The organism is Corynebacterium sp. H128 (genome assembly GCF_037482625.1).
In the GTDB taxonomy this organism is placed as follows: domain Bacteria; phylum Actinomycetota; class Actinomycetes; order Mycobacteriales; family Mycobacteriaceae; genus Corynebacterium.
In genome coordinates, this window is sequence record NZ_JBBHKW010000010.1 from 60879 (window position 1) to 73259 (window position 12381).

The 12381-nt window shown below is 58.6% G+C and carries 12 protein-coding genes; 5 read left to right on the forward strand and 7 right to left on the reverse strand.

Going from position 1 to position 12381, the window contains the following annotated elements; genetic code table 11:
* Positions 1 to 135: 135 nt before the first annotated feature.
* The 5 genes from WG915_RS09690 to WG915_RS09710 form a co-directional block, all read right to left on the reverse strand.
* Positions 136 to 840 carry a hypothetical protein gene (locus tag WG915_RS09690; RefSeq protein ID WP_339565177.1) on the reverse strand — a complete coding sequence of 235 codons (705 nt, stop codon included), beginning with the start codon at positions 838 to 840 and terminating at the stop codon, positions 136 to 138.
* Complete coding sequence (gene rsmH / locus WG915_RS09695; RefSeq protein WP_339565178.1) at positions 840 to 1853, reverse strand: 16S rRNA (cytosine(1402)-N(4))-methyltransferase RsmH; 1014 nt, start codon at positions 1851 to 1853, stop codon at positions 840 to 842. The genes WG915_RS09690 and rsmH overlap by 1 nt, the downstream gene beginning before the upstream one ends.
* Before the next feature lie 173 nt (positions 1854 to 2026).
* Positions 2027 to 2458 (reverse strand): division/cell wall cluster transcriptional repressor MraZ, encoded by a 432-nt coding sequence (gene mraZ / locus WG915_RS09700; RefSeq protein ID WP_339565179.1) that lies wholly within the window; start codon positions 2456 to 2458, stop codon positions 2027 to 2029.
* Between the two features lie 520 nt (positions 2459 to 2978).
* Positions 2979 to 3368 carry a DUF3040 domain-containing protein gene (locus WG915_RS09705; protein WP_339565180.1) on the reverse strand — a complete coding sequence of 130 codons (390 nt, stop codon included), beginning with the start codon at positions 3366 to 3368 and terminating at the stop codon, positions 2979 to 2981.
* Between the two features lie 111 nt (positions 3369 to 3479).
* A complete protein-coding gene (locus tag WG915_RS09710) occupies positions 3480 to 3908 on the reverse strand; it encodes an SAV_6107 family HEPN domain-containing protein (RefSeq protein ID WP_339565181.1) in 429 nt (142 codons plus the stop codon).
* A gap of 201 nt (positions 3909 to 4109) precedes the next feature.
* On the opposite strand from WG915_RS09710, the gene WG915_RS09715 reads away from it, so the two are divergent.
* Positions 4110 to 4679, forward strand: coding sequence for a GNAT family N-acetyltransferase (locus WG915_RS09715; protein WP_339565182.1), 570 nt, complete (start codon positions 4110 to 4112; stop codon positions 4677 to 4679).
* Between the two features lie 357 nt (positions 4680 to 5036).
* On the opposite strand, the gene WG915_RS09720 is transcribed toward WG915_RS09715, so the two are convergent.
* Positions 5037 to 5972, reverse strand: a complete 936-nt coding sequence (locus WG915_RS09720) for a methylenetetrahydrofolate reductase (protein WP_339565183.1) — start codon at positions 5970 to 5972, stop codon at positions 5037 to 5039.
* A gap of 88 nt (positions 5973 to 6060) precedes the next feature.
* Between WG915_RS09720 and WG915_RS09725 the strand changes: the two genes are divergently transcribed.
* Both WG915_RS09725 and WG915_RS09730 read left to right on the forward strand, forming a co-directional pair.
* Entirely contained in the window at positions 6061 to 7155 is a 1095-nt protein-coding gene (locus tag WG915_RS09725) for a polyprenyl synthetase family protein (protein ID WP_339565184.1), read from the forward strand.
* A gap of 1 nt (position 7156) precedes the next feature.
* Positions 7157 to 8614, forward strand: a complete 1458-nt coding sequence (locus WG915_RS09730) for an alpha-(1->6)-mannopyranosyltransferase A (RefSeq protein ID WP_339565185.1) — start codon at positions 7157 to 7159, stop codon at positions 8612 to 8614.
* On the opposite strand, the gene WG915_RS09735 is transcribed toward WG915_RS09730, so the two are convergent.
* Complete coding sequence (locus tag WG915_RS09735) at positions 8611 to 8979, reverse strand: Rv2175c family DNA-binding protein (protein WP_445227820.1); 369 nt, start codon at positions 8977 to 8979, stop codon at positions 8611 to 8613. The genes WG915_RS09730 and WG915_RS09735 overlap by 4 nt on opposite strands.
* A gap of 62 nt (positions 8980 to 9041) precedes the next feature.
* Between WG915_RS09735 and pknB the strand changes: the two genes are divergently transcribed.
* Both pknB and WG915_RS09745 read left to right on the forward strand, forming a co-directional pair.
* On the forward strand, positions 9042 to 11225 hold the full coding sequence (gene pknB / locus WG915_RS09740; RefSeq protein WP_339565187.1) for a Stk1 family PASTA domain-containing Ser/Thr kinase: 2184 nt from the start codon (positions 9042 to 9044) through the stop codon (positions 11223 to 11225).
* 3 nt (positions 11226 to 11228) lie between these two features.
* Positions 11229 to 12350 carry a glycosyltransferase 87 family protein gene (locus tag WG915_RS09745; protein ID WP_339565188.1) on the forward strand — a complete coding sequence of 374 codons (1122 nt, stop codon included), beginning with the start codon at positions 11229 to 11231 and terminating at the stop codon, positions 12348 to 12350.
* Positions 12351 to 12381: the final 31 nt, after the last annotated feature.

The window sequence follows — 12381 nt, forward strand, 5'->3', positions numbered from 1 at the left end:
TTGGAGCTGCGCTGTCGCGGCGGGCATCAGCGTCAAATCGGTCTGAAGACAAGTCGCGAGACGAATATCCCCTCCCCGATGGGGAGGAGGGACGCGAATGTGACCGGCCTTTGCGGGGCGGGGTCATCTAGCTCCTTACTCCATCCCGCTGGTTCCAGCGCCGCGAGCACGTGGTGCATATGGTGCTACACCTGGCACCGTGGCACCGTTTTGCGGAATCGGTTGAATGTTCTCCGTTACGGCCTTGATTTCATTCGGATTGCTGGACGCCTGCTGTGGGCGACTCTGCGCACCGTTGACATCAATAATAGGACGAACAGCTGCTGGATCACTGGGACGCTGCTCCGTAATTGCGCCATCTTTTTCCACGGCAAGGATTCCCGGTTGCTCGGCCACGACCATCTTGTGGTCAGCTGCTACACGTGCAACTTCTGCGGCAGCACGAGTGGCCTCCACATCGCGGTTGAGGGTTTCCAGCTGGTTGTCCAACTGCTGTTCCTGCGCGTTGAGTTCCTGGAGGTGAAAGGCCTGCTCGGTGGACTTGCCCGAGAGCAGCATCGCCGCTGCAATCGCAAACATGATCAGTACTACGATTCCGATGGCAAGGTTCGTGCGATGCGGATTGGCCTTTTCGACCACAACACGGCGCCCGCGAACCGATACCACCTGCTGTGAACCAAGTCGACGCTGGAAACGACGCGTTGGGGTTGGCTGCAACCGGGACGGAGTTTGTGGGCGATCAAGGAGCGCAGTTGCCGCGCGCTGAGTACGCACTGGGGCCTGCGGATTGCGGTGCTGCTGTCCGCGCTTCGGGGTACGTGGCGGGGTGATGACACTCATTAGAATTCTCCTCCGTCAGTGTGCGCAATGCGTTCGACCGCCCGCACGCGGACCGGTGCGGAACGTGGGTTTTCGTTGATTTCTGCTTCGGTAGCCGTCTCCGCACCTCGCGTAACGAGTGCGAACTGGGGCGCAGTGCCCGGCAAATCCATCGGCAACCCCGGCGGGGTTTTCGACTTACTCAGCTCAGCCAGCTGCTTCTTCACGATTTTGTCTTCCAACGACTGGTAGCTCATGAACACCACTCGCCCACCCAATGCCAGGCGTTCGCAGATCATGGGGATGACATTCGCCAGAGCATCCAGCTCAGCGTTGACCTCTACCCGCAGCGCCTGGAAGGTGCGCTTGGCGGGATGTCCACCTGTGCGCCGGGTTGCCGCAGGAATCGTCGCATAGAGCAACTCCACAAGTCGGGCCGACGTACTAAACGGCTCCTTCTCGCGTTCCCGGAGCACCGCGGAAGCAATTTTTCCTGCGAAGCGCTCGTCGCCATATGCCTTAAGCACATGCGCCAGCTCGCCATGGGAGTAGGTGTTCAGGACGTCGGCAGCCGTGATGCCCTTGGTCGGGTCCATTCGCATATCCAGCGGCGCGTCCACTTTGTAGGCAAAGCCACGCTCCGGCTGATCGAGCTGCATGGAAGACACCCCGAGATCAAACAAGGCCCCGGCGATGCCGTGTGTGCGAGCGGTATCGAAAATTTCTCCGGCTTCGTTCGAGATGGCGTCCTCGAGGCCGTCGAAACGCGTCTGCACTCCCACGAAGCGGCCCTCGAAGGGTGCTAACCGTTCACGCGCACCGTCCAGCGCGAGGGGGTCACGATCAATGCCGATCACCTTGGCCTGCGGGAATGTACGCAGGAAATGCTCCGTATGCCCGCCGGCACCAAGCGTGCCATCAACAATCACCGCGTTCGCACCAAGCTTCTCGACGCCCGGCCGCAACAAATCTGCCATGCGATCGCGCATCACTGGGACGTGGCCGTGATGAGCCTCAATATCGAAATTTTCCATCCTGTGGCCACCTCCCTTTTGCCGTAGTTGCTTGGGTTACGCTTCGTTGTTCACAGCCCCGATACGTATAGGGCCCTACTCGGAGGGATCGATCTGATGTCGGGGAAGTACACCAGAGCTTTCGACCTCCAAGCAGAGTCCATACACGCACCGCATGGCGCGAGCTTTCTGCCCTATAGCAAGCCACCCAAGATCTCGCCCTCCGCGGAGGAGAAGGAGTCTTCGGTTTCTGCCTGGTAGTTGGACCAGCTTTCGGCATCCCAGATTTCCAAGAAGTCCACCGAACCGATCACGACACATTCTTTGGTCAACCCTGCGTACTGCCGATGCGTGGCCGCCAAGGTGATTCGCCCCTGGGAGTCCGGCCGTTGCTCGTCAGCACTCGCAGCGAGGTTTCGAATGAATGCGCGTGCTTCTGGGTTCGTACGAGAGACCATGGCCGCTTTGCGGGCACGTTCCTCGAATTCCGCCTTCGGGTAGATCGCAAGGCTGTGATCTTGCCCTTTGGTGACCATCAATCCACCTGCGAGCTCCTCGCGGAACTTTGCGGGCAGTGTCAGTCGCCCCTTGTCATCGAGCTTTGGGGTGTAGGTACCTAGGAACATTCCCGGACCCACCTTCCTTCAAGCTTTGAACAAGTTCGGGAGTTGAACTTCTTTGGCTGCTGGCGAGTTGATTCCATCCTCGTTGGGTACCGATTCAAGAGTCACCTACCCCAACCACCGAAACCCACAATACCCCACTTTCCCCCACTCACAACCCCTAACACCCCACCACCAATGCCTTCACAAATATAAATGCAGGTGAAAGCACTTTAATGCACTTGAAGAAATTTGGTAACTTTTTGATGCAAAAATCACATTAGCCACATCAGCAACATTGGCAACAAAATGGCGCTGCGGGCTATGCGGCGACCCCATGACATTTCCCCACATCATTAGCGTTTTCCCGCCAACAGGAATGCAGAGTGGGGCAAAGTGGGGGAAGTTTCCCTATTTTGAGAAAGCCGGCCACTTCCAAGGCGGAAAGAAGGAGTCAAGATGGCTATAGACGCCCCGTTTGGGCATAGAAAAACCCCTGGGATCATCCAACACATTGATCCTCAGGGAGTTTTCGTTCTAGCTCTTACTGACCTTCTTCAAAGCGACTACGAAAGCGCTCATCCATGCGGCCGGTAAACCCAGAGCCGTTACTCGGTTTACGTTGGCGGACACTCTGGGGTCGCGATAGGGGCACGACCCTATCATTACTTCGCAGCATCCAAATTCCAGAGCCGAGCATAGTTAAGAAGCCGACCGCACTAAGCCCTACAAACCACAAGGTTTCTTGACTCAGGGCGATTCCGCCGATGAGAAACACGAGACCGAGCACAAAAATGGCTACGCCCTTCAGGGAGAACTCAAAACGCGATTCCCCAGCTACACTAGATACCGTGGCACCAAATTTGGGATCTTCAGCCAAGAGAGACTGTTCGATTTCCCGAAGTGCACGCAACTCTTGTTCAGATAGCGACACTGTTTCCTCCAATCGACCACGGGCAACGATTCCACACCTACGCCCTTATACTCCCCTTAACGTCCACCCTATCGGGAAAGTTCCCTGCGCTAGAAAAAACTGCACAGTTCCTTAAGCCGCGATTGCCCCAGCAAACACGCCTCCCTCAACTTCATCCAGAAACTGCTCAACTAGTTCAAGAAGCCCCGCCACCATTTGAGGCTCCACCTCTGTCTCAAGCCCATTAATTGCCCGCGACCGCATCCGGGAATAAGGCTTAAAAATCGCCGCCCATTCTCCACCCCGCGAATCAACCAGCTCTAGCTGCGCCCAGGCGCTAGAAGGTCGACGGCGTCGATTAGCAACAGCAGATCCAGCGACACACGCCCCAGCAGTGCGCAACGCAGCCTGGTACGCAAATTCCAGAGCGCTCGCATAGTCTCCGGCTTGATATGCCTCAAGAGCATCTCTAATTAACACCGAAGCACGGCTAATAAATCCAGCCTGCTTACCGTAATACTTAGAGATTGACCTCGTTGTCGCCGATACCACCGTTGCCATGCGAACCACGTCCTAATACTTGTTCTACGCTGCTATTACCCACACCTTAAAAGTCAAGCCGGACACCACCATCTCCAATTTAGAACATACTTTCTAATCGGCAGATAAAACACCTGCTTACACTCCATATTCTACGCCCGAGTCATCAACAAAAACAACGGTTTTCCAACTCTGAGCCAACAATCATGCTTCGATAGTCATGTGCCTGTAAAAATCCGCCGACTCGACCGCATCGAGTTTGCCCACCATGTTCCGCAACTCGTCGACCTGTACATGGACGCCATGAACTACGACGACAACTTGCGAGCTACGTGGATTCAGTCATGGCGGCAACACGCCTCCAATGCCGGTTTCGTAGCCGTGGTCGCATACGACGAAGAACAGTTACTCGGTATCGCCCATGGGCATTCCGGTAATCCCATGAACTGGTGGCACCTACAGGTACAAAACGGCCTCATCACCACCGGCAAACATGACCTCCATCGCCGGAAACTCATCAACTACTTCGAACTCTCCGAGATCCACGTCCGCCCCGGCGAACAAGGAAGAGGAATCGGTACCGGTCTACTGCGAGAGCTGCTCGCAGAAAACCGGCATCCGTGTGTGATGCTGTCAACGCCGGAAGTGGCCGAGGAACGCAACGGCGCCTTCGGTCTCTACCGAAAATTTGGCTTTGAGGACATCCTGCGAAACTTCATCTTCAGCGGCGATGCCCGCGAGTTTGCGATACTCGCGGCACCACTACCACTCCGCGAGAACCAACCCACATAGCACCAGCCGCCGAAATCCGACTTCCATGTTTCGACCCGGAACTAAACCACCCATCGGCGACCTGCAGATTTCCCAACGCCGACAAGCGAAAGTCGGATCATGAAAGTCGGAATTCGGAAAAACCACCAGAACCCGAAGCCCGCGGATTTGAGATACTCGCGGCACCACTACCACTCCGCGAGAACCAACCCACATAGCACCAGCCGCCGAAATCCGACTTCCATGTTTCGACCCGGAACTAAACCACCCATCGGCGACCTGCAGTTTTCCTAACGCCGGCAAGCGAAAGTCGGATCATGAAAGCCGGAATTCGGAAAACCCACCCGATCCAAAAGCACCGGCAACCCAACATCCCAACTAGCCAGCCGGCTGCCACGCTGGGGCCATCCCAAGGTTGTGTAGTACCTCGTGCGTTGCTTTTGCAAAGTTCATTGTCATGAAGTGCAGGTCAGGGACGCCTTCAGCAATGAGTTTTTCCGCCATCTCGGTAGACAGCGCAATCCCCTCTTCGCGAACTGCCGCTGGGCCGCTAGCTGCAGCTTTGTTGAGGCGGACTGCCACCGCAGACGGCAACGTGGCTCCAGAAAGCTCGATCTGTTTCTCAACTGAACGCAGACTGGTGATGGGCATGATTCCCGGTACGAGTGGCTTTGTGCCTTGCTCGGGATCGGCAGCAATCAGGCGATCCCGCAGGCTTAAGAAGTGCTCTGCGTCGAAGAATACTTGGGTGATCGCATAATTCGCCCCGGCGCGCAGCTTTTCCAGCGTGTAGGAAGTATCGGCCTCGAGGTTCGCAGCACGATGATGTCCCTCGGGAAATGCTGCGATGCCGATGTCGAAGTGGGCGGATGCCGGGGTCTTTCGCACGTGCTCGATGAGCTCCTTGGTGTATTCGAGTCCGGCCGGATCCTTGCGCCATTCGCCGAGGGGGTCGCCTGGGGGGTCGCCGCGGAGCGCGAGCAGATTCGTCAGTTCTGCTTGAGCGTAGGCGGAGAGGATTTCGGTTAGCTCGGCAACAGAGTGCTCGACGAGGGTGAGGTGCACGAGTGTCGGCAATGGCATCGCCGCGAGGCGCTTGGCTACTCTGAAGGTGCGGTCACGGGTGGAACCACCTGCTCCGTAGGTGACTGAGGCAAAGCTAACCCCAAGTCGCTGAAAAGCAGTGGCGGCATTCCACAGGCGCATTTCCGCGGCGTCGTCTCTCGGCGGCATGAATTCCACGGAGAATTTGACGCGCGCATCGTTTGGCTCGGCTAGCAGCGTGGAAATTGGGGTATGTCGTGGTTCTGCCATGGCTAGGTATCTTATTGTTATAGAAGTGCTGTTTGCGGGTTTTCCGCAAAAGTAGGGTGCTCGGCCAACTACAAGTGAGGGAAGTGCTGTGACTACTTTCGATTCCCAAGACCTAACGCTGGAGAACATTCCGGCGGCGGTCAATGAGTGCCTCGCGGAGTTTTTCAATTCGCAGCGGGCCGTTGTCGCGGAGATCGACGCGGTGGTCCTCGATGCAGTGTCGCTGCTGGAAGACATGGTGATGGGTGGCGGCAAACGCATGCGTCCGATGTTCGCCTGGGCGGGTTATCAGGGCGCAGGCGGACATGTCGAGGAAGACCCGATGGCAGTGCTGCGGGCGGTGTCGGCGCTAGAGTTCATTCAGGCCTGCGCGCTCATTCACGATGACATCATTGATGCCTCAGATACGCGTCGTGGCTCCCCCACCGTGCACCGCAGGGTGGAGGCCAATCACAACATCAGCGGGTGGGTCGGAGATGCCGCAGACTTCGGCACCGGGGTCGCGATCCTCATCGGAGACCTTGCACTGTCCTGGGCCGAGGAAATGCTGCAGAGTTCGGGACTGTCCGATGCCGCATTGCGCCGGGTCCGCGCCCCGTGGAGCGCTATGAAAACCGAGGTCATCGCGGGCCAGATCCTCGATATCACCGCCGAGAGTTCCGCCAATGAGCGCGCGGACATCGCGGAAAAGGTCAACCGCTTCAAAACCGCCGCGTACACCATCGAGCGCCCGCTCCATATCGGCGCTGCGCTCGCAGATGCTCCTGCCCCGCTTGTCGACGCCTACCGCGCCTTCGGCCATGACATCGGCATCGCGTTCCAACTTCGCGATGACCTCCTAGGAGTCTTTGGAGATCCCAGCATCACCGGCAAGCCTGCTGGCGATGACCTTCGGGAAGGAAAGCGCACAGTGCTGCTAGCGGAGGCGCTGCGTCGCGCGGATGCCGATGCGCCGGCCCATGCCACTGCGCTGCGCACCGGCATTGGGGCCACCGATGACCCGCAGCAACTCGCTGCATTGGCAAGAATCATTGCTGAGTTGGGCGCGGACGATGTCGTCGAAAAGCGAATCGCAGAACTGACGGAGACTGGGTTGCAGCACCTCGAAGGCACCGAGCTGTCTGAAGAAGTGCGCCTGAAGCTGCGCGAATTGGCGATCCGAGCCACGAAGCGACAGGTCTAGCGTGACTTCCTTTTTGCGTACCCCCTGGTTGGGGCTTCTTTCCGCCTGCTTGATCACTATCGCCTCGTTTGGGGCGGGCGCGATCCGCAATCGTGGTGGAGTGCTCGAACACCTCGGGCTTTCACTGTTTGCGTATGGGCACGGCGCTGCCCTGAGCAACGCCCTACTGTGGGTCGGCATGCTGGGGATGATCGCCGCTTGGGTGGTCCTGGGACGACGCCTCCGCCTGGAGCCGGCTGCCATCACCGCAGGCTCACTGCGACGGGTCTTGATCTGGTGGATCGCGCCGCTGACCTTTGCAGCCCCGATTTTGTCCCGCGACGTGTACTCGTATCTGATGCAGGGCGCAATGCTTCGCGACGGCTTCGACCCCTATACCCAAGGCGCAGCCATCAATCCCGGCCCCATGCTGCTGGAAGTTAGCCATGACTGGCGCAATACCACCACCCCTTATGGCCCGCTGCACTTGTGGATCGGCGAGATTATCACCTCGATAGTGGGCGACAACGTCACCCTGGGCGTAGTTCTTTACAAGGTGGTCTCGATCTGTGGCTTCCTGATGATCGCCTGGTCCGTACCACGCATCGCTACCGAGCTGGGGGCCGATCCGCGCTGGGCGTTGTGGCTCGGTGTGGCTAACCCGGTGATGATTTTCCATCTCATCGGCGGCATGCACAATGAGTCCCTCATGGTGGGGTTGGTGAGCGTCGGCGTGCTGTGTGCGATCCGAGACCGCTTCGTTCCCGCGGTAGTACTGGTGGCCATTTCGGTGTCACTGAAAGCAACCGCGGTGTTCGCATTGCCGTTTATGGTGTGGATGGCCATGCGCAAGTTCGCGCATCGCACGAGCGCCGAGCCGAGCATCGCGCAACGTTGTCTGGCATTCGTCCTCAGTGGCGTGTGGATGACCGCCCTGACAGTAGCGGTGGTCGGCGCAGTTACCTGGGCCTCCGGCGCTTCTTGGGGCTGGATTTCGCAGATCTCCGGCAACTCTAAGGTGATCAATCCGCTGGCGCTGCCGTCTTTCGTCGCCGGCGTGCTCACGCCCATCGGACAGCTAATCAACGAGGACATTGATTACAACAACTTCCTCGTATTTACCCGCCCGATCAGCCAGGTGCTGATGCTGGTTGGTTTGGTAACTGTCTGGTGGATATTCCGCAAGAACCGCGTGCGGGCTGTCATGGGCATCGTCGCTGCCTATGCTGTGGCCGTGGTTTTCAACGCGGTAACCCTGCCCTGGTACTACACCAGCTTGCTCAACCTAGTCGGGACGTTTCCACAGCCGGTTAAGGTGCGTCGGCTCACCACAATGCTCTCCGTGGTGATTGCCGCATCCTTCACAGGCAGCGGCAATCACATGTTGTATAACATCACCTGGATGGCGGGAGTCGTTGTTGGCGCTTGGCTGCTAACCCAATTTGTTTTCGGTGAGGAAGCAGCCCAGCGGTCGGCCTAAATGGCCATCGACTGCGCGCGCCGCATCACTTCCCGAGCGAGGTGACCGTGCAGCGCATCCACCGGGCGTCCGGGTAGCGAATCATCGTCAGTAAACAAGTAGCCGATGATTTCTTCGTCGGTGTAGCCGCCATCGCTGAGGAGCGCGATTACACCGGGGACAAATTTCACCAGGTGGCCGTCCTCGGCAAGGAAGCGCTCCGGCAAGTATTTGACGCCATCACGGTTAACTGCGATGAGCTGGCGCTCACGCAACAGGTGGAAAACTCGGGTCACCACCACACCCATACGATCCGCAAATTCGGGAATCGTCAACAAGGGTTCATCGGCGGAAAGTACGTCGTGTGCAGAAGGAATAGAACTCACAAGCACACAGTCTACCCGGGTCGCCTAGCGTTCTCGCAGTTCGGTGGGCCATACTATTCCCCATGAGCAATGTAATGGTCGGTGACATCCTCGATGGGCGCTATCGGGTAGAAACGCAGATTGCCAAAGGCGGCATGTCTACGGTCTATCGCTGCGTTGATATGAGGCTGAGCCGGCCCGTCGCCGCGAAGGTGATGGACGAGCGCTACTTGGACGATCCTGTCTTCCGGAGCCGTTTCGAACGTGAAGCAAAGTCAATGGCGCAGCTCAACCACCCGAATCTGGTGAATGTCTATGACTTCAACTCCACCGGTGACCACGCTTTCCTCGTCATGGAGCTCATCACTGGCGGCACGTTGCGCGAGCTGCTGGCCGAGCGGGGTCCGATGCCTCCTCATGCCGCAACCCAAGTGATGCGGGGCGTGTTGACGGGTCTGACTGCGGCGCACCAAAAGGGACTCGTCCACCGAGATATTAAGCCGGACAACGTCCTGATCAATTCCGATCACCGCGTTAAGCTTGCCGATTTCGGCCTAGTCCGGGCGGTTTCTTCTTCGGATCGCACCTCCGACAGCATCGTTGGCACAGTCTCCTATCTTTCCCCTGAGCAGGTCAGCGGAGCGCAGATTGGGCCCGCCTCAGATGTCTATTCGGCCGGGGTGCTCCTGTTCGAGTTGCTCACCGGCACCACCCCATTTGATGGCGATACCCAGCTCGCCCACGCGATGCGGCGCCTGAACCAGGACGTCCCACTCCCGAGCTCGCGCATCGACGGCGTGCCATCGCTATTCGACGAGTTAGTCGTCGCCGCCACTCACCGCAGCCCTGCCGAGCGCTTCGCGACGGCCGCCGACTTCCTCGCAGCGCTCGAAGACGTTGCGACTGAACTGGAGTTACCTTCTTTCAAGGTGCCAGTTCCCACCGATACGGCGGCCTCGCGCGCCACAGAGATTGTCGCCCCGCTGCCCGCTGCGCAGCCCCTGGCTCCGGACACTGCCCACTCAACCAGCATCTTGCCGCCGTATCAGGAGCCGGAACCAGTCGCCCCGGAAACCGCGGCATTTCCCGTCGCTGCCACCCCAATGGAACGCGCTCCCCTGCCAACACCACTACCGCCCCGTGACCTGGAGATGAGGGACCAGCAGCCACCAGATATCGCTTTTGAAGAATCTCAGCCGGTAAGTAACCGTTCCCCGATCAAGCTCATTGCGTGGCTACTGGTGGTTGCGCTGCTGATTTCAGCTGTGGCCGTAGGCGGATGGTGGTTCGGCTCGGGTCGCTATGGCGAGATTCCGCAGATCCTCGGCATGGAGCAGGCCGCAGCAGTCGCAGCAGTATCCGAGGCCGGTTTTGATCCCGTCATAGCGGATTCCTATTCGGATGATGTTCCGGTAGGAAAGGCGGTGGGCACTGAACCCCCTTTTGGGCAACGAGTGCCGCGATCTGATCAGGTAACGGTACTCATCTCACAAGGTCAGCCCACGGTGCCAGCGTTGCCAATCGGCGGCGATATCGCCGAATATCGGCGCAGCGTAGAGGAACGCACACTGCAATTGGCGATCGGCGACGATGTTTATTCTGAGTCGGTTCCGGTCGGCGCAATCGCCCAGGTTTCCCCTGCGGCTGGGGTGAGCGTGCGAACCGGTTCCACGATCACGGCTTCTCTGAGCAAGGGAGCCGCCCCAATCCCGGTCCCAGACGTCGCTGGGCGTGAACTCGACACTGCGCGTGCGATGCTGGAACAAGCCGGTTTACACGTTGGGTCTATTTCCGAGGACTACTCCCCACAGCATGCCCAGGGGCACGTGATTTCCAGTAGTCCGGGCGCGTCCTCGAAGCTAGCCAAAGGCTCCGCTGTGGACCTGAAGGTCTCCAATGCGCTACAGGTTCCGGACTTAGAAGGAACCTCGCTGGATAAGGTGCAGTCAGAGCTAGCAGCGGCCGGATTCATCGTCACCGTGGAGCGCTCTAATGCGGCTGGCGACGTCCCCAATGAGATCGTGGGGGTATCGCGAAAGGCAGGCGATCTGGTAGATCCTGCTTCTGCGGAGCTAAAAGTTACAGTCGCATCAAAAATCAAGGTAGCATCTGTGACAGGAAAGACGGTGCAAGAAGCAACCGCCATCCTCGGCGCCCAGGGTCTGGGTGTTTCTGTTAACCGCTCGGGCGACAGAGTAATCCGGCAGAGCCCTCGAGCTGGAAGCAAAGTCGAGCCGCGCACGAGTATAGAACTGACAATTATCTAAAGAATGAAAACCAAGTACGCCGCACCCATTGCGTGGGCAACAATCATCGTCATTGCCCTGTTCAGCCGAATCGTTGTCAGTCCCAGCGGCGTGCGCCTACGCGGCGCAATTGACCTGCAGGTGTATGCCCATGGCGGAATGACTTTTCTCCGCGGGTTGCCGCTCTACGCTGCGTCCTTTGGCGAGTCTGGTAACGGGCTCCCCTTCACCTATCCCCCTTTCGCGGCATTCCTCTTCAGTACTTTCGCCTGGCTCCCATTTCCGGTCGTCGTCACGCTTTATCTGTGCGCCTGCCTGGCCTGCCTGTGGGCGATTGCGCGCTGGCTCGCATTACCGGTGCCCACTGCTGTTGTCACTGCGCTCTTCCTGTGCGCACACCCCACCTTCAACACCCTCAGCTTCGGCCAGATCAACATCTTCCTGATGACGCTGATCCTGGCGGACGCTTTTGATAAACGCCCAGCATGGCTCCCGCGCGGAGTGCTGATTGGCATCGCCGCAGCGATCAAGGTCACCCCAGGAATTTTCCTGTTGTGGTTCTTAGTACGCCGCGACTTCCGTGGTTTGCTGGGAATGCTGGCTGGCGGCGCTGCGGCAACGCTCGGGATGGCGGTATGGAAACCACGGGATACCTGGACCTATTTCACCGAAGCTCTCGTCGACCCGAACCGCGTCGGCAATCCCGCCTACATCTACAACGCCGCTCTCAAGGGTGATCTGCTCCGCCTGGGGGCGCCGGATGCAGTGTGGTACCTCGCCCTAGTAGTCAGCCTCGCCTTGGGGGTATGGGCAGCCTACCGGGCACACCGCTGTGGCCAGCCTGTGCTGAGCCTGGTATTCATTGCGGCGATTGGTCTGCTGGTCAGCCCAATTAGCTGGACGCATCACTGGACGTGGTTGCCGGTACTCGCACTGCTCGCGATCAAATCTGCAGCTGCAGTCGGCGTGCGGCAGGACGTGTTTAAGGTGCTTGCTGCCTTGACGTTCTTCCTGCTGATCTTTGTGTTCCCGCTTGCGGCACCACTACCGTGGCTGGAGTCCATTGTGGTGGCCAGCTTCGCGGTGCTGTGCCTGGCGTATTTTGTGGTCACGCTGCGACTTTTCCCGAAGGTCGCGCCGGTTTAGCACCCAAGCAAAAGGCGCCTCTGGGATCAAT

Excerpts from the sequence above, each read along its gene's own strand:
- WG915_RS09690 (WP_339565177.1), bottom strand. The coding sequence starts at position 840 with ATGAGTGTCATCACCCCGCCACGTACCCCGAAGCGCGGACAGCAGCAC.
- rsmH (WP_339565178.1), bottom strand. The coding sequence starts at position 1,853 with ATGGAAAATTTCGATATTGAGGCTCATCACGGCCACGTCCCAGTGATG.
- mraZ (WP_339565179.1), bottom strand. The coding sequence starts at position 2,458 with ATGTTCCTAGGTACCTACACCCCAAAGCTCGATGACAAGGGGCGACTG.
- WG915_RS09710 (WP_339565181.1), bottom strand. The coding sequence starts at position 3,908 with ATGGCAACGGTGGTATCGGCGACAACGAGGTCAATCTCTAAGTATTAC.
- WG915_RS09720 (WP_339565183.1), bottom strand. The coding sequence starts at position 5,972 with ATGGCAGAACCACGACATACCCCAATTTCCACGCTGCTAGCCGAGCCA.
- pknB (WP_339565187.1), top strand. The coding sequence starts at position 9,042 with ATGAGCAATGTAATGGTCGGTGACATCCTCGATGGGCGCTATCGGGTA.
- WG915_RS09745 (WP_339565188.1), top strand. The coding sequence starts at position 11,229 with ATGAAAACCAAGTACGCCGCACCCATTGCGTGGGCAACAATCATCGTC.